Raw genomic sequence first — 17021 nt, 5'->3', positions numbered from 1 at the left:
AGTTTAGCAGTCTGATCCTATTTGGGGTCACACAGCCATTCCGGTCCAAATTCGATGTGGCCCAAACCAATAAAGCGTCGGACACGTTCTAATTCGGCCTCCAATCGTTTGGTCCGTGCGGCTGACCATTTGATCTTTTGTTCTGGCCAGAGGGCACGAACGACAAGGGTATCGCGATCTCGATAGGCTTTCATATCAATACGCCCAACCAATTTGTTCCCTTCAAGCAATGGGAAAACATAATAGCCATAGGTGCGTTTTGGCGCTGGGACGAACACTTCGATGCGATAGTGAAAGCCAAACAATCGTTCGGCCCGTTTGCGATCTCTCAGTGCCGGATCAAAGGGACTAAGCACGCGAATACGGTTCGGCGGAGCAGGGGCGCTGGCCGCACTGTCCAGAACGTTGGGGCGGGCAAAGTGTTTACGCAGACTGCCATCTGCGTTCTCGACCTCAATCTGTTGGATCTCCCCTCGACACTCGGCGGCCGTACACCAAGCGCGGGCTTCGGTGGTAGAAACCGTGTCCCAGAACGCTGCCAGTTCGCCAGAGGTCGCAAACCCCAACCGGTCCAAAGCGGCGTTACACAGCCAATCAATCGTGGGTTCAGCCTCGCAGGGGTGGCCATCGGGACACAGGTGCTGTTCAATCACACGCTCAGTCAGATCGTAGCGTTTTTGGAACCCTTCGCGCCCAATGACGGTCAAGGCCCCGCTGCGCCATAAGTATTCCAGTGCGGTTTTGGACGGATGCCAGTCCCACCAACCCCCAGACCCCTTCTTTTCATCCTTGCCCACATCTGAAGAGCTCACAGGCCCATGTGTCTGAATATGCTGAAGAACAGTTTCATATTGTGCTTCAAACCCGTCTCGCCGCCAATTCCGCCACCGTTTTCGCAGCAGCTCAGCATCGCGTTGAAATCGCAGGTGCCAGTGCGGGTAAAACGACATAGGGATCACGGCCGCATCATGGGTCCAGTGTTCGAACAGGGCTTTGTCTTGCTCATAATGTCGTTTCAAATTCTCAGCACGATAACTGGGGCGCCGGGAAAACAGTATCAAATCATGCGCCCGTGCGACGGTGTTAATGCTGTCGAGCTGCACGAACCCCAGCCGGTGAATAAGAGCGCCGAGGTCGGATCCCTTGGCGGGCCCAGCCGGGCTTTCCGCCAGTGCATGTCGATCCATGAACAGCGCGCGCGCCATGCGATTTTCAAGCCGGGGCAACGTCAACCTGTCAACGCCTTTTCAGCGTGTCGCCATAACTGATTGTGGGGGCTAGGGTTATACGGGTTTCCATGTCGGTATCAGGGTTTTCCAGCTTGGCTGCGATGATTTCGGCGGCTTTTCTGCCAATCTCAATTCGGCAAGCATCCATAGTGGCCAGTTGCCGCGGTAAACCTTGCAACAGTTCAACACCATTGAAGCCAGCCAGCCCAATCTGGCCCGGGATATCAATGCCCTGTTCCAATAAGTACAGCAACCCACCGGCCCCAATCATGTCGTTGGAATAGTAGAGGAAATCCAGTTCCGGGGACCGCTCCAGCATTTCGCGTGTCATCTCGCGCCCTTTGGCCAAAGCGGAACCACCAGAATAAAAGGCGCGATCTTCAATTTCGATACCGTTTTTGGCAAGGGTTTCGGTGAAGCCTTCGAACCGTTTCCGGGCCCTGTGATCAAGCGGCATCTTGGTGCCCAAGAACCCAATGTGTTGATAGCCCGCTTTTAGGATAGCCTGGGCCATTTCGCGCCCGGCGCGACGATGTGAAATGCCAACATTGGCATCAACTGGTTTCCCGTCTGTGTCCATGATTTCAACGACAGGGATGCCAGCCGCATTCAGCATGCTGCGAGCCGCCTCAGTGTGCTCTAAGCCAGCAATGATCACGCCAGAGGGGCGCCAAGACAGCATTTCGTACAGAACTTTTTCTTCTTTTTCAGGGAGATAGTCAGTCACCCCAACAACTGGCTGCAGTTCGGTATCTTCCAAAATCTGATTGATCCCAGTCATCACCTCGGGAAAGACCATGTTGGACAAAGAGGGGATAATCACGGCGACAAGATTGACCCGGTTCGAAGCGAGCGCACCTGCGATTTTATTTGGGACATACCCCAACTCTTTGGCTGCGGCTAAGACACGTGTTCGCGTGGCGTCGGATACATCACCCCTATTACGCAGCACTCTGCTAACGGTCATTTCAGAAACCCCCGACGCTTCAGAGACATCGCGTAGGGTGAGCGGGCGTTTGGTATCAGGCGACAAATCGAACCCTTTATGCTGATCAGCTTTGGGTGATGTTAACGCGAACGAAAGGCAATGCACAACCATGCAGCAAGGGGCAGGATATCTGGTTGGGCTGGAGTAGGACAGCCAATCGCTCTTTCTTGGTGTTTGGCTGGAAGTGTGCTGGATCAACTTGCAAATGGTGAGCCGTGCAGGACTCGAACCTGCTGCCTCCAAATTAGGAATTTGGCGCTCTATCCAGATGAGCTAACGGCCCCCAAATGCTTTTCTTTTTTCTTGGAAGGCTTTGGAAATGTCAACGGCTCTAGCGGTAGGGTGTAAGGTGCTTATTTCAATTCCGCCTAAAGCGGGTTCAACCAAAATAGACAAACTCTGAAATTCCCGAAGATTTGCCGGGGGCGAGGGTGACGCCTCTAATGCGGTGTCCTAAGGATGAAATTTTTGCCGACTAGACGACCGGTCTAATTTAACGTATCAAACGGTATGCAATCTCGTACTGACACCACCAAAGAACATATCCTCGCCACCGGCCAAGGCCTCGTTGCCCAGCGGGGATTTGCGGGTATGGGGCTGAACGAATTACTCAGAACTGCTTCGGTGCCCAAGGGATCATTCTACCACTATTTTGCTTCGAAAGAGGACTTTGGCTGCAAACTTCTCATGCAGTACCTTTCGAAGTACTTGGTCCGGCTGGACGAGATACTGGATGCCGAAGGCCCCGACGCACGCGCGCGGCTAATGCATTATTGGTCTCTTTGGATCAGCTCGCAAACGTCGGGTGATATCTGCACACAATGTTTGATTGTAAAGATTGGCGCCGAAATCTCAGATGTGTCTGATGAGATGCGCAGTATTCTTGAAGAAGGGACCAGCCGAATTGGCGCACGCCTTTCGCAAGCTATTGCCGAAGGCCAGGCGGACAACTCGATTTCCAAAGCGGTGCAAGCGGATTTGCTTGGAACCGCACTGTACGAAATGTGGTTGGGTGCGAGTCTGATGGCGAAACTGTCGCGTACGCGCGACCCGTTTCTGAATGCTCTGGAAACAACCGAGCTTTTGCTGGCCAAGCCCTCCCTAAACCCAAAGGAACAACCTTGAAAGTTTCACACCAAACCAGCGCCACGGCGACAGGTGGGCGTTGGGGAGCCAGCAAACTCGATGACGGAAGCTTTGAAATCAACTCATTGCCTCCGAGCAACAATGAGGAGGGCCTAAACCCCAAGCAGCTTTCTGCACTAGGGTATTGCGCATGTTTTGATAATGCGATGCAACTGGTCGCACACCGTATGGAACTTGCTCTAAGCGCGTGCTCCACAACAGTTGAGAGTGGGATGCAAAAGCTTGAAGGCCGTGGCGTTGGGCTTGAAGCTGGTCCCTACGCAAACATCGCGGGCCTGTCTGAGCCAGAGGCACATTCTGTGCTGAACGCCACGAACAAGGTTTGTTTTTTATTCCAAATCTTTGCACGGCAACGTCGAGGTTGACCTGCAATTTTACACTTCATCCTGAGAAGAGAATTCCATGACACAAGACACTAACAAGAACCGTCAAATCGTACTTGCTAAACGTCCGGTTGGCGCTCCGGATACCAATACCCTGCGCCTTGAAACATCGGACAAGCCAGTTGCGGGCGCAGGTCAAATGTTGCTTCGGACCGAGTATCTTTCACTGGATCCTTACATGCGTGGCCGGATGAATGATTCCAAATCCTATGCCGAGCCGGTTGCAATTGGTGCCCCGATGGTTGGTGGAACTGTCGCGCGCGTTGTTACTTCGGACGTCGAAGGATTTTCTGAAGGCGATTGGGTGCTCAGCTTCAATGGCTGGCAGGACTACGCTGTTTCGGATGGGGCTGGTGTCACCAATATGGGAACCGATCCCGCGCACCCATCTTGGGCGCTTGGCATCATGGGCATGCCCGGGCTTACGGCGTATTGTGGGCTACTTGAAATCGGCGCGCCGAAAGCCGGTGAAACCGTTGTGACGGCCGCTGCAACCGGTCCTGTAGGGGCCACTGTGGGTCAGATCGCCAAGATCAAGGGCTGTCGGGCTGTCGGCATCGCCGGGGGGGCCGAAAAATGTGCCCATGCAGTCAACGAACTTGGTTTTGATGCATGTATTGACCGCAATGCAACGGATTTCGAAGCACAGCTCGCTGCGGCCTGCCCTGATGGCATCGATGTCTACTTTGAGAACGTCGGTGGTGCCGTGCTTGCGGCTGTATTGCCGCTTTTGAACCCGTTTGCACGTGTCCCTCTTTGTGGGTTGGTGTCACAATACAACGCGACCAGCTTGCCCGAAGGACCTGACCGTTCGGGTGCAATGCTGGGCGCTTTTCTAGTGAAAAAAATCAAGGTTGAGGGCTTTATTGTTTGGGACAGTTTCCCCAATCACTATCCACGGTTTGCTAAGGAAATGACCGATTGGATAAAAGAAGGCAAAATCAAGTATCGTGAACAGATGGTCGAAGGTTTGGAGCATGCACCTGATGCATTCAACGGGCTGCTTGAGGGGCGAAATTTTGGCAAGTTGGTCGTTAAAGTCGGTGCATCCTGACCAGCGGACTGTTTTTTCCTCGGGTTACGTGGCTAATTGCGTAATTTCGCCTACCAGTGCGCCCAGGTGACGCCCATCTAGAACAAGACCGAACCGGGGCGATAGAGGCTGCGGTTCGGTCAGCCAAATAGGCGGTCGCTGTCGGGCTCAATTGCAGACACCCCGGCTGCCAACTCAGAACGTGGATGCGCGGATACCGCAGGTCGTGGCTTGCCTGATTGGCGAGCAGGCGCTGGAAATTCAATTGCAAACGGGAGAGAGACGGATGGCGGACTTTAAGGGTGGAACAATTCGAACGCGTGATGATCTTGAACGGTTTGAAGCTGAAATGACGCTTGATCAGCGCTTGCCAGAGCGCAGTATTTTGGATGTATTCAGAGTCAGTGCCGCGCAGCATCCAACTTCTACCGCGATCACCATGTTGATGACCGGAGCCGAAGACGAACACCCACGCCGGGTAAACTATGGCCAGTTGCTTGGGTTGATCCAAAGTGCTGCAAATGTGTTTTCCTCGCTGGGCGGTCCCGCGCCGGGCGTAGCCTACATGCTGCCGACCCTGATCGAAACCTATGTGGCGCTGTGGGGTGCCGAAACCGCCGGTTATGCGGTTCCAATCAACTTTCTTTTGCAACCGGACAGCATAGCTGAACTGATCAAGGCGTCGGGTGCGAAAATACTAGTAGCACTCGGTCCGCACCCGCAGTTGGATATCTGGGAAAAAACGCTGGAATTGCGCGAGCAGATCCCCGACCTGATCCTGGTCCGGGTTTCCCCTCCGGGAACCCCGGCGGAAGATGGCGTTGTTGATTTTGGCACCGCTTTGGCCGAACAGCCGACCGACCACCTGATCTTTGGTGAGCCGCGTGGCGGTGATGATGTGGCGGCTTATTTTCACACGGGCGGCACAACGGGAGTGCCGAAACTTGTAACGCACACTCACCGCAGTCAGCTGGTCTCGGCGTTCGGCGGAGCGGTAATGTGCGAATACTCGAACGATGACAAAATGACCGCGACGCTGCCATTGTTCCACGTCGCCGGCACCATTGTGGCGGGACTAAGCGCTTTCATGGCCGGGGTGGAGCTAGTCGTGATGTCGCCAGGCGGGTTGCGAAACCCTACAATTGTCGAAGGGTTCTGGCGCCTTGTGGCACAGCACAAAGTGACGATTGTTGGCGGTGTTCCGACGGCCCTCGGTGCGGTTCTACAAGTGCCTGTCGGTGACAATGATATCAGCGCCGTGCGAACCGGCCTGACGGGCGCGGCGTTGTTGCCACCGGCCGTGGGGGCACGTTTCAAAGACGTCACGGGATGCCAACTTCATGAAATACTTGGTATGACGGAGTCGTCTGGACTGGTCAGTATTGACCCATTATCTGGCCCCGGTTCTGTGGGCTCTGTTGGATGGGCATTGCCATATACTAGGGTGGAAATTCTACGTTTGAAAGAGGGCGGAAGCTTAGGTGAGCCTTGCGCTACCGACGAGATCGGCGTGATAACAATTATGGGGGATCATGTTTCATCAGGCTACAAAGACCCAAAACACAATGAAGGCGTTTTTAATGCTGGTCGTTTGAATTCTGGTGATCTCGGGTTCAAGGACACCGAGGGTCGTATCTATATCGCGGGCCGTTCCAAAGATCTCATCATCCGCAGTGGCCATAACATTGACCCGGCTATGATCGAAAACGCGATGGCTTCGCACCCGGCAGTTGCCCTTGCTGCAGCCGTGGGAATGCCGGATGCATATGCCGGAGAGCTTCCGGTTTGTTTTGTTGAATTGCTTCCTGGTGCTGACGTGAGTATCGAAGATTTACATCAACACGCGCAGAGCCTAATTGATGAGCGCCCAGCGTGGCCGAAAAATATTTATGCCATAGACGCCATTCCCCTGACCACAGTTGGCAAGATTTTCAAGCCAAGCCTTCGTTGCGACGCTGCAAAAAGAAAGATCACGGATCTGGTACGGAATGACATGGGGTTAGCCAATTCACATGTTGAGGTTGTTGTTGGAGGTGCCCGCGGAATGCGGGTAACAGTAACCCTTTCCGAAGATCATCGATCATCTGTGGTGGAGCTTGAGACAGCACTGGCGGCCTTTCTGTTCGAAGCACGGGTGCATGTGGGCTAAAGCGGAACTGCACCTCCCAGTCGTGTCAAATCTGCTACTAGAGCCAAGTAGCAGGTGTCGAGCTGGCCACCGACCGCAATGCCGGACATAATTTTACACCCGATCTTGATCATACCTTTTCCCTTTAATCCCCATGGGATTTCAGTGAGTTGCCATCGTTCTAGATTGGCGAAAGTTAGCTACCCCTTCTAAACCTTTGAAGAAAGCAAACGGCCCAGAGCGGTCATTCAGATCGGTTGCCCACGCTGCGCAGCAACTTTAGCATACCTGCCATTCACGATTCGTGCTGCAACTTCTATTGAATCCACAATTCCGTTTCAGGATGAAATTGTGACCAAGCAAACCAAAAGGCCTGATGGCTGCCGAGGTCCGACCCGTCTGCACCAACGGCTTTTATTCCTCCGGCATCAAGTTTCAGGCGTATATTTTCAATTGCAATCTCATCACCCCGCCTCAATGCAATCAAAGCCGCGCTTCTTTGGAATGCCACCGGTTTACCCGACGCCGTAACTGCACCAATGACGTCTTCATGCACGGGCAGGCGCGGATCGACATCACCAACCGGAAAAATCGGGCCGTTTGCATCGCGACCGTTTCGAAAGTCCGGGTCTCGCCCGAGTGCATATTTTTCAAGGAGCACTGTGGTTTCAGGGTGGTCTTTTTTCCAGGTTCCCCAATCAGTGGTGATCACGGTCGCTTGTTTGAGTTGCAGGTTCGCATCTGCCAGAGGCCCCGTTACGGCGTGGCCCAGAAACGTGTCAAACACAGAGTAAGTGTTTAGATCGTACATCACTTTGTTGGAACGGCTCAGCAATCCGGATGTCCGCAAAACTGGCCGCTCTATGCCGCCAGGAAGACCATCCGTGAAATAGGCCTGCGCCGCGCCGCACAAGGTGCAATAGGGAATGCCTAGATCGCGACCGCCAAGCGTGTCATTTACCATCTCGCGCACCTCCATGATCCGTCGCGGATAGGCTCGGTACGCGCCGTTCACCTCTATGCCAAAGACAATATCCTCATCTTTCAACCAAGTGGCTTCTTCGGCGCGGCTCACCTCTGGATTGTCAGCTGCGGGAATGCAATTGCATGGTTCGTCCGTCGTATCATAAGGCCGATCATCGATCAGAACGCCGCCCCAGGAAACCAACCTCCAATCAACATCGCCTGCCACAAAGATCCTGTCCCAGCCAGGCACTATGCTTGTGAAAATGGCCCCCTTTGTTTCGAGATAGTTCGGGGGGGCCGGAACTTCCCATGCGAGGAGGTGATCGGTGACAGCACCCCAATTGTTCCCTGCAGCAAATTCCTTGTTCAGTAAGGCGGAGGCCGTGTTTGAGAGTTGATCCTGCAAACGCGTTGAGGAGATAAAACGCATCAGATCGCTGATGATCCATACCAGCCTTGGATCTTCGGAATTGGCAATAACGGCCAGTGCGGCTTCCTGATCTTCATCCCAAGTTGAGAGAGTCACGCTGTCGACAAATGCGACTTTCAGAGCATTCAGTGTTTCAGGGGTAAGCGGACCTGCCGGGATGGCTGGCGGATGACCAAATTCCTCGACTACGTAGTCAGGTAGTGGGTCTACACTCTGCGCTTGCAACACGCAGGGACAGACCAGAAAGAGCGACAATGCCGCGAGCAAAACCCGATAGGAACTACTGGAAATAAACGCCATGACGGTGCCTTTCTTCGTCTTACAATCTTCAACATGTGTCAGGCGTCCGAGCGCGCAGCGCCTGTTCGCTAGGGGCACAGGTGGCGTGCCGTACAACCAACGCCAATAGTCATACCAAGCCTGCCCCGAATTCACGCTTCGGCCCAATCACGTTTGCATCAGGGGCGGTGAGCGGTGCGATCGGTGTTAACGGCCCTTTTCGGACGTTAGTTCAACCTTCAAGATGCTGTGGTGCCGCCCTTCAGACTGGGCATTCGCTGCGCGAGCAAAACTGTGAGAAAATCAACCTTACTGTTCACGGACAAATATACCCTTCATGCCTATTTAGTAAGGTTCGAATCTCAACTTGAAGCTGATAAGGTTCCAATGCGGCGGCCTTGAGTTTATCATATAGTGATCCGCTGTCGCGCCCAGGGCGCAATATTGCCTTTTCTCTCAGGGAACATACCAACCGGGGCCCAATTCTGGCTTAATGCGCAATATTTTTTTGCCTACCATTTGTCCTGCGTCGCTCAGAACATCAATCCAACCATCATTGTTGCGGAAGTACTCCAGCGCTGAAATATCCAGGAAAAACATGGCATAGGGAAATTGCTGTACACCTGCCTGAAACCCTTATGAAGCGCCCGCGATGCTGTAGTATCCGTTCGTGCGGCCATTTTCTCGCATCGCTCCCTCACCAAATTGGCCGACTTCCATTAGGCCACCCTTGGAAATCGTTGGGAAAACCAAAACGGTTATAGATTTGTTTGACAGGTCTTTGGCTTCAGGTGAACTCTCATAGAGTTGCTCGGTCGTTCCATTTAGATCACTGTTGATCTCAGACGCCTTCTGTGAGTTTGTCCGTTAGATTCTGTACATGCGCAGGATTATCCGCTGATAGGTGCACAAAATCAGCTAGCGAAATTCCATCGAATAGTTTGGCACGTGACATTTTTCTTCCTCATATGGCTTAATCAACGCGTCAAGGGAGCAATGTAAGGGCCGATTCCGGTCAATATCTTGGCCAGTTGGGATCAAAGATAATTCAGTTTCTTTGTGATCCAGAACAAGATTTCCGCTAAAGCTGAGATTGCCCCTGCTTCATTGGTAATCACAAGTGCTGTTCCCGATGCGCCTAGTTTGATTGTCTTTTCGTTTAGTTCAGCCGGAATGTTAGCTATCACAAAAAACGCCGAGGATCCGATAAGTTCGCCTAACGAGGGCAGACCGCTTCTGGTATCCAACGCCCCCTCGCTGGTTGCTGGTGGTATGTCTCGGATGGTTGTTTCAAATTCTTGTCCCGGTGCGCTGCGCATAGCAATGCGGATCTTATCACCTACTGAAACGTTCTGGAGGCTACTTAAGGGGAGCGTTGCAATCAAAGTCCGATCACTGGGTACTACGAAATTAACCGCACCTTGCAATGTCGTCACGCGGTTTCCTGGGCGTAGAGACAGGCCCGTCACCAAGCCATCTGCAGGTGCACGAACAATGGTTTGTTCCAAGGTCCAACGCGCCTGGGCCAGCATGTTTTCAACTTCGACGACATCAACATCAACACCATCCACTTGCGCAGAAATGCGTCGTTCAAGGCTTGCCTTGCGTGCATTTGCAGCCCGCAAACCAGCCTCAAGCTGTTCAATCGTTGAAATTGCTTCCTGCAGTTTGAACTCTGAAGTTGCACCCCGATCAGCAAGGCGGATGATGTCATCGCGGCGCGCAATTCCAAACTTCAACTGCGCTTCAAGAGAGGCAATATCAGCCTCTGCTGCTTCGAGATCGTGTATCATCTGATCGGCTGACGCTTGCGCTGAAGACAAAGAAGCCTCAAGCCGGGCGACTTCAGCCACTTGTTCCGTATCATCGATACGGAACAGAACATCACCTTTAGACACGAGCTCGTTAGGCTCAACGGCGACTTCAGTCACCGGGCCGGCAACATTTGGTGCGATGTTGATCACCGCACCCTGAACCGACGCCGTGCCGCTTGGCGTGGTATGGTTCAATGCCCCAATCACAACGAGAGCGATCACTACCGCTCCCCCATAAATCAACGTCTTAGAGCCGGTATTCCAGGGCAGAAGCCGAAGCTTGAAAAACACAAGCCAGGCCAATCCGAAATACAGTGCCAGAACGATAAGCATATCCCATGCCCCTTTGGATGAACCGATTACTCCGGCGACGGAGTATCACTTGAATACAGGTGGCGTGCTGCACGCGCGGCTGCCATGGAATTCAGAAGTTAAGCGCTCTCCCTGAGCGCTCAAAACGCAATCTTGGCACCGACAATTGGGCCCGAGAACGACAGATCGGTGACAACGTTTGAATTGCCAATTTCCCAGGCAATATGACGGTAACCAAAGCTCAAATTCCAATTGTTTATCCGGCGATCGAAGGTTGCCCCGGCCTGCCAAGTCAGATCACTATCACCCGCACCCACATCCGCTATGAAAGATAGCGCCCATTTCTCTGAAAGGGGTTGTACGCCGCGCACACCGATAATTGCATCAAAGTTTGAAATGGATCCTGAAACCCTCTGTGATCCGGTGCCGACAGACAAATTCGCCGTCGTATCCATGCCAAGATAACGGAAACCGCCGAATCCTACGAACTGGCCGGGCTGAGTGTGCTTGAAATCGTATCCTACTGACCCTGTAAATACGAACCCTGAGACGTCTGCGTCAGCAGTTGCTGGAATACCAGGACCAACAGCTGCATTCTGATCTGAACTCAAGTCGAGATATTGGAAATCACCCATGATGGATATTGGGCCCTTGTTGGCTTCCAGCGCTCCCATCAAACCAAAATCCAGATTGTCGAGTATGTCTGAAAAACTTAGGGTCATGTCCTGACCGGTTACGCTTGTCCCGCCCAATTCAGGCGTCCAAAGATAAACAAACGCTCGGTAATTCCATTTGCTTTGCTCAGCAAACGCGCCAGTCCCTCCCAGCATCAATGCAGCGGCCAAAACGATGGCTTTTTTCATTTTTCTCAAGGAGTAGCTCCATTTCTCAGTTCAGTTTCGGATGCGTTACGAAAACCCATTCGATTTTGGGAGTCAACGGCCCGGTTTCGGGCCGTCACGTAGCACTATTGCTTCGGAGCTTCCCTGCGGACAACATATGCATTTACTGCAGCCTGGGTTTCGGGGCGGATATTCTCGATTCCCTCGTAGGGCATCCCAAAGGCCGGTGGTGTGTCGGGATAGAGCTCTTTGCGGGCCATGTGGCGGTTCAGGATTCGCACGAATTCCTGGCCACCCCAGGCTCCAACCTCCGTCGACACCGAGTATTCTTCACGCGTGTCGTGGTACAGGTTATAGAACTTGGCCACGATTGGGTTTTCACCGGGAGGCGGCAGCTTCAGCTTGAGCTGATCCTTGACGATCGCCTTTGGCTTGTCATTAGAGTAGATTATGATGTGATCCCGACGTGCTTTCTGCTCATCGGTGAAAAGAAGCGCAGCAGATTGATCGACCCCGTCGACAAGGCGGTCGCGCGGAATGAACTGATCCGCACCCGCGAGCGGAGCCAGCGTCGTATACATATCCGAGACATGCACGATACTGTTGAGCAGGCTGTCCGCTTCGATCATGCCAGGCCACCGAATAAACGCATCGGTGCGCACCCCGCCTTCGGTTGTGTCGGTTTTGCCGCCCCGGAAAATCATCGGTGTGTAGCCGGATTGCGGCGAATACTTAGTAAAGTGTCCGTTGTCGCCCATCACAATAACGATGGTGTTGTCTGCAACACCTAGTTCCTCCATCGAGGCAAACATCGCGCCCAGCCATTCGTCGACCAACTGCATCTTGTCGGCATAAAGACCGCCGTTCGGTGGCTGCGGGCCGTCGCGGCCGGCGCGCGTGTTGTCAAGCGGCAGAAGCGGCCAGTATTGCAGGAAGAAGGGCTCTTCGCCATCGGCCAGCCGCGCAAGTTCTTGCATGGCCTTGCCCTGGAAGGCCTGATTCATCTCGTTATACTTTTCTGAATTCCAGCGCTCACCAGCTTCCATACGGATTTCATGGATCGGACCACCTGCTTCACCTTCGATTGTGGTCATCATTGCCGAAGCATCAGGGCGGAAGTTGCTGTCAATCGTGTAGGTTGGGACATAGTCAGCGTTGCCCTGCGACACCCCCTCGAAAATCGCATCATCGTTGAAGATGGTCAGCTGACCTTGCTGATGTACAGCCATCTGGGCGTAATCGAACCCGTTGTTCATCGCCCAGCTTTCAGGAATGTCGCCCATGTGCCACTTGCCGATGTGGCTTGTGGCATAGCCCACTTCCTTCAGCAACTCTGGCAAGATGACTTCGCTGCCAGGTAAGCCGAAACCGGCAATATCAACCGCAGTATCCCCCATGCCCATCCGGACCGGCAATCGCCCTGTCATCTGTGCGACGCGAGTCGGGGTACAGGACGGTTCGGTATACATGCGCACCATGCGCATCGCTTCGTCAGAGAAGTCATTGATGTTGGGGGTTTTATAGCCACGAATGGCGTTAAGCTCGGGTATCCCCATGTCACCAAATCCAAGATCGTCGATTAGGATATTGATGATGTTCGGGGGGGTGCCGCCGTTTTGCTTACGAAACTCAGCGAGTCGCGCGTCCACGGCTGCATCATCTTCCGCCCATTGATCACCATGTTCTGCGAGCAAAATGTAGTATTCTGAATCCTGGATGATCGGCTGCTCCTGCGCCAGTAGCGGGTGTGCAGCAAGCACCAGTGGAATAATTGCGAGTTTGGTTAGTTTCATAGTCTCTCCATTGATCTCAATTCGGTTTCACCCGGCTCAACGGGCGGTGTTGAATATCCGAGTTGGCAAAGTGAGAGAGTATTTCGTCTTTCAATCCTACCAAGCATTCGTGCACATGCGGATTTTGTGCATCCGCCAACTCGCTCAGTTTGTTAATTTCGACAAAATCTCGGCACATCTCAGCAAAGCTAAAATCGCTTAGAAAAAGTGCACGCACACTGTCAAAATCTTCGGTGAAGCATTTTGACAATCCTTTAGTCCACAGCTCTTCTATCTCCATTGTAGGCCTCCGATTGACGTCACCTGAAACCTGCCTAAGCTTAGCATTCGAATAAATATATGTTATAACGGCATGTAACGGTTACATTTCAGCGTAAGCGACTGAATTTAAATCAACAAATCTGAGACATGCAAACCAAGATGCAAGATACATCTCCTGGGATTCCCAGTGAAGCAGATGTGCAGGATGCGTTAGGTCGTGTCTTGTCCAGCGAAGTTTTCGCTGGCGCAGACCGATTGCGTGAATTCTTGCACTACATCGTTGTCGAAAACATCGAGGGTCGAGGTGACAAGATCCTCGGAAAACGGATCGCACAAGACGTTTACGGACGTCGATCCGAAAAAGACATCGCTACCGCAAATGTGGTGCGCGTGGACGCGGGTCGCCTGCGGCGCAGACTTGATGTGTATTATCTGGGTGAAGGAGCACAGGACCCACTCCGCATCCATGTCGCAAAGGGCGGTTACGCGCCTCATTTCGAAGTTAAAGCACCAGCAGTAAATTCGCATGCCAAAACGTCATCTGCACCTCGGTTTGGCATGGTAGTGGGCGCGGCTGTATTTCTTATCGCGGGATTTGCAGCTGCGTTCTTTGGTTTACGGGTAAATAAAACAGCCGAGCCTTCCAGTTTCGATCCGGATCAGCGAAATCAGGTCGAGCGAGCGGTTTTGTTCGAAACCTCCCCCGCGGCCTTGCAGGCTCGCAATATTGCGGAAGATGCCCGATCGATGCTTTTTCCTGCAACTCAGCCAACACGATTATTGGCTGCTTTGATATTGTTCGAAAATGCAATCGAGCTGAAGCCCGATTATTTCGGCGGCTATGCCGGTGCAGCACAGGCGGCCACGCTTTCCGGAGGGTTGGCGCCTGAAGGGCCGGATCGGGACCAGATGCTGGCGAAAGCCAAACACTATGCCGAAAAAGCGATGCGTCTGGCGCCCTCGGAAGCCTGGAGCCAGTCAGCAATGGCACTGCTTCTCATGTTTGAAAGGGACTTTGACGAAGCAACCAGACTCTCTGTTCGCGCGGTAGAGTTGGATCCAAGCGACCTTATCGTCTTGGAATTTGACGCAATTATTGCGTTCTTCTCAGGGAACTTTGAGAGAGCCGCTGCAAGTTCAGATCCAGCTATTCATGAAAACCGCCGGGGCACACGCTTTCCCTGGCGAAACGTTCTTGGAAATGCCTGTTTTTATCTTGGGAAATATCAGGACTCGATTAATCATCTGATGGACGCTGCGGCTTCAGGGCAACCAGTGAGCGAGATTAACACTGCTCATCTGATCGCCTCATTGCAAGCGTCCGGTAGAACGGCCGAAGCGCAAAAACGCGTTCAGGAGTATAAAGAAGCCTGGCCAGACAGCCGCATAGAGGAGTTCATGTTTCGGCTGTTTCGCGATCCCGAAGACGCTAAAAATTTAATGAACCATTTGCGCCAGGCTGGTTGGGGTCGGTAATGCATCTCCGATCCAACGGAACAGTGGATTTACTTAGATCTTGCTGACGACCATTTCTGATGTGGTGCGTGGATAGCCTGAACGTCGGATTGTACGATGTCGTCGTCCCAGAGCCAGATTTTGAATTGCAAAGCGACTTCTAAGCAACTTGTTGTCGGGTGCCTTTCGGTGATTCCTGAAGTAGCTTCTCAATGTCCGCTATTGGATTGTGTGGCTAAAAACTCTGCGCCTGCAGCGAACGGCTGCTTCGCGGCCTATACTGACGAGTGCTGCGCCCGCTACGTCCTGTAATTTAGGGCTTGCCACGACCCATTGTTCCCCAGGCGTTCACGCCGGAGTGCAAAGTTATGCCTGAACCAACACAGGCTGTAGGTGTGCCCATAATGTTGCGCACCCTTAATTGAATCTAAAAGGAAAAATTCTAGCTTCTCGCACATAAGTTTGCCCTGTCGCCTGACTTCGCCTCATCATAGGGTGAGAGGCATCGGCAAGATCAACTTCGAGGCATCGAGTCTCTAGCATTAAGTGCATCTGCCGTCGCAAGATGCAAGAATGAGTTGCGGCGAGCTTTCTGGTTGTCGCTCTTGTCTTATGTCGCCTCCATTGCGATGTGAAGATGCCTTTCGGCCCCTAAACCTGAAGATTGGATCGTCTCTTGCAGCCCTATGTGTTCAGCCCTGATCTGTTGTCTCGGTTCCAGGCCAACCTTGGAGACTTTACGGCCTTGACCGTAGAACAGCCTGGATTGCGAGATGCCGCTGTTGCAATCGTAGTAACCGAGCACAAAGAAACGGGTGAGGCCTGTGTGTTGATGACATTGAGACCTCCGAAACTTAACCGCCACGGCGGCCAGTACGCTTTGCCAGGCGGTCGCCAGGACGAGGGTGAGCCCGAAGTCGATGCCGCCCTCAGGGAACTGCACGAAGAATTAGGCCTCGATTTGGGTGCAGATGACGTCCTTGGTCAGCTTGACCAGTTTCCGACCAGATCCGGGTTTCGGATTTCGCCGATTGTGGTGTGGGCCCCTGGAGAGGTGCAGCTTTGTCCTGATCCTTCAGAGGTTGCACAGGTGTTCCACTTGCCTTTGCGCGAGCTGGACAGCCCCGACATCCCCAGGCTTGAGGACAGCAACAACGGCGATCATCCGGTTTTGTCTGCCTTCTTCCCGACTTTGGGGCACTACATGTATGCGCCCACGGCTGCTATTCTCTATCAGTTTCGCGAGATTGCGCTGCGAGGCAAGACAACCCGGGTCTCACATTTTGACCAACCCGCTTTTGCCTGGAAGTAGACGCGCAGCGAATGGGCTTCTGACTTTCTGACCGAAGAAGGTGGTAGATGACCCGTTTCGGCGTGCTGCCATGGCCCCTCGTTAGAAACGGCCGTCAAATTACTGCGAACAATAACAGCTTGCCTCGCCCGAAACGGGCTTTGCAAAGTCTGGTTTCGAGTGTCAACTGAGCGGTCAAAATTAGCTTTCGCTGCGCTTGCACCAATGGCCGCTTTTTCTGGTAATCATGGCCCTGTATCTTTGCAAAACCCACGCCCAAAATGGCCTATATTGCAGGCACCAAAAGATGTGTTTTTGGTCGATCTAGTACCGAATTTAAGGTGCAAATAGTGATCTAAGCTGAAGTCAGCAAAATATCTAAAACTCATCAAATTCCGGGACGTTGCCAAGCCGAATGAGGAAACTTGGCGACCCGACTTCGCCACTGTTCGGATCCTCACTGACCATGTAGGCATCGGCACCAGCGCAATCGTCGGATTGCGCTTCTCTTTCTGCTCTATTTTGTGCCTCCGCCGCCGTGGAATACTCAAATTGCTTGCCTATTTTCAGACTTCCTTGCCCTCCGCGTCCTGGCTTCTGTTCGACATATGTCTGGCAGATATAGTGAACTTTTTCTGAGCTCTCATCTGGGGTTGTCATGGCAATATCCT

Annotated in this window: 14 protein-coding genes and 1 tRNA gene; 6 read left to right on the top strand and 9 right to left on the bottom strand. The window is 52.9% G+C overall.

Features of this window, described 5'->3' with window-relative positions:
* Positions 1-17 precede the first annotated feature (17 nt).
* From ABWV33_RS05570 to ABWV33_RS05560, 3 genes are all read right to left on the bottom strand, one after another.
* Positions 18-1232, bottom strand: a complete 1215-nt coding sequence (locus tag ABWV33_RS05570) for a winged helix-turn-helix domain-containing protein (protein WP_353329416.1) — start codon at positions 1230-1232, stop codon at positions 18-20.
* 4 nt (positions 1233-1236) lie between these two features.
* On the bottom strand, positions 1237-2262 hold the full coding sequence (locus ABWV33_RS05565; protein ID WP_113824038.1) for a LacI family DNA-binding transcriptional regulator: 1026 nt from the start codon (positions 2260-2262) through the stop codon (positions 1237-1239).
* A gap of 161 nt (positions 2263-2423) precedes the next feature.
* A tRNA-Arg gene (locus tag ABWV33_RS05560) sits at positions 2424-2500 on the bottom strand.
* A 227-nt stretch (positions 2501-2727) separates the two neighbouring features.
* On the opposite strand from ABWV33_RS05560, the gene ABWV33_RS05555 reads away from it, so the two are divergent.
* The 4 genes from ABWV33_RS05555 (at position 2728) to ABWV33_RS05540 (ending at position 6928) form a co-directional block, all read left to right on the top strand.
* Positions 2728-3342: a TetR/AcrR family transcriptional regulator gene (locus ABWV33_RS05555; protein ID WP_353329415.1), complete on the top strand. Its 615-nt coding sequence runs from the start codon at positions 2728-2730 to the stop codon at positions 3340-3342.
* Positions 3339-3728: an OsmC family protein gene (locus ABWV33_RS05550; RefSeq protein ID WP_353329414.1), complete on the top strand. Its 390-nt coding sequence runs from the start codon at positions 3339-3341 to the stop codon at positions 3726-3728. Before ABWV33_RS05555 ends, ABWV33_RS05550 begins: the two co-directional genes overlap by 4 nt.
* Positions 3729-3765: 37 nt before the next feature.
* Positions 3766-4800, top strand: coding sequence for an NADPH-dependent curcumin/dihydrocurcumin reductase (curA, locus tag ABWV33_RS05545; RefSeq protein WP_353329413.1), 1035 nt, complete (start codon positions 3766-3768; stop codon positions 4798-4800).
* A gap of 265 nt (positions 4801-5065) precedes the next feature.
* Positions 5066-6928, top strand: a complete 1863-nt coding sequence (locus ABWV33_RS05540; RefSeq protein WP_353329412.1) for an AMP-binding protein — start codon at positions 5066-5068, stop codon at positions 6926-6928.
* Between the two features lie 295 nt (positions 6929-7223).
* Here ABWV33_RS05540 and ABWV33_RS05535 read toward each other — a convergent pair whose 3' ends face one another.
* From ABWV33_RS05535 to ABWV33_RS05515, 5 genes are all read right to left on the bottom strand, one after another.
* A complete protein-coding gene (locus ABWV33_RS05535; RefSeq protein WP_353329411.1) occupies positions 7224-8603 on the bottom strand; it encodes a DUF3179 domain-containing (seleno)protein in 1380 nt (459 codons plus the stop codon).
* Positions 8604-9619: 1016 nt separating this feature from the next.
* Complete coding sequence (locus ABWV33_RS05530; protein ID WP_353329410.1) at positions 9620-10729, bottom strand: HlyD family secretion protein; 1110 nt, start codon at positions 10727-10729, stop codon at positions 9620-9622.
* Between the two features lie 119 nt (positions 10730-10848).
* A complete protein-coding gene (locus ABWV33_RS05525) occupies positions 10849-11580 on the bottom strand; it encodes a hypothetical protein (RefSeq protein WP_353329409.1) in 732 nt (243 codons plus the stop codon).
* Between the two features lie 95 nt (positions 11581-11675).
* Positions 11676-13343 (bottom strand): sulfatase-like hydrolase/transferase, encoded by a 1668-nt coding sequence (locus tag ABWV33_RS05520; RefSeq protein ID WP_353329408.1) that lies wholly within the window; start codon positions 13341-13343, stop codon positions 11676-11678.
* A gap of 16 nt (positions 13344-13359) precedes the next feature.
* On the bottom strand, positions 13360-13623 hold the full coding sequence (locus ABWV33_RS05515; protein WP_353329407.1) for a hypothetical protein: 264 nt from the start codon (positions 13621-13623) through the stop codon (positions 13360-13362).
* 371 nt (positions 13624-13994) lie between these two features.
* On the opposite strand from ABWV33_RS05515, the gene ABWV33_RS05510 reads away from it, so the two are divergent.
* Together ABWV33_RS05510 and ABWV33_RS05505 are read left to right on the top strand one after the other, a co-directional pair.
* The gene (locus ABWV33_RS05510; RefSeq protein WP_353329406.1) at positions 13995-15080 is read left to right on the top strand and encodes a tetratricopeptide repeat protein; all 1086 of its coding nucleotides are present in this window, start codon (positions 13995-13997) and stop codon (positions 15078-15080) included.
* A 643-nt stretch (positions 15081-15723) separates the two neighbouring features.
* Positions 15724-16371: an NUDIX hydrolase gene (locus ABWV33_RS05505; RefSeq protein ID WP_353329405.1), complete on the top strand. Its 648-nt coding sequence runs from the start codon at positions 15724-15726 to the stop codon at positions 16369-16371.
* A 357-nt stretch (positions 16372-16728) separates the two neighbouring features.
* Here ABWV33_RS05505 and ABWV33_RS05500 read toward each other — a convergent pair whose 3' ends face one another.
* Complete coding sequence (locus tag ABWV33_RS05500) at positions 16729-17010, bottom strand: hypothetical protein (protein ID WP_353329404.1); 282 nt, start codon at positions 17008-17010, stop codon at positions 16729-16731.
* Positions 17011-17021: the final 11 nt, after the last annotated feature.

Source organism: Phaeobacter sp. NW0010-22, assembly GCF_040365955.1.
In the GTDB taxonomy this organism is placed as follows: domain Bacteria; phylum Pseudomonadota; class Alphaproteobacteria; order Rhodobacterales; family Rhodobacteraceae; genus OMPR01.
Note: the sequence above shows the minus strand (reverse complement) of the source record. Positions and strands in the feature narration are given on the sequence as shown.

Coding starts and splice junctions, on each gene's coding strand:
- ABWV33_RS05555 (WP_353329415.1), top strand. CDS start 2,728: ATGCAATCTCGTACTGACACCACCAAAGAACATATCCTCGCCACCGGC.
- curA (WP_353329413.1), top strand. CDS start 3,766: ATGACACAAGACACTAACAAGAACCGTCAAATCGTACTTGCTAAACGT.
- ABWV33_RS05540 (WP_353329412.1), top strand. CDS start 5,066: ATGGCGGACTTTAAGGGTGGAACAATTCGAACGCGTGATGATCTTGAA.
- ABWV33_RS05535 (WP_353329411.1), bottom strand. CDS start 8,603: ATGGCGTTTATTTCCAGTAGTTCCTATCGGGTTTTGCTCGCGGCATTG.
- ABWV33_RS05530 (WP_353329410.1), bottom strand. CDS start 10,729: ATGCTTATCGTTCTGGCACTGTATTTCGGATTGGCCTGGCTTGTGTTT.
- ABWV33_RS05520 (WP_353329408.1), bottom strand. CDS start 13,343: ATGAAACTAACCAAACTCGCAATTATTCCACTGGTGCTTGCTGCACAC.
- ABWV33_RS05515 (WP_353329407.1), bottom strand. CDS start 13,623: ATGGAGATAGAAGAGCTGTGGACTAAAGGATTGTCAAAATGCTTCACC.
- ABWV33_RS05500 (WP_353329404.1), bottom strand. CDS start 17,010: ATGACAACCCCAGATGAGAGCTCAGAAAAAGTTCACTATATCTGCCAG.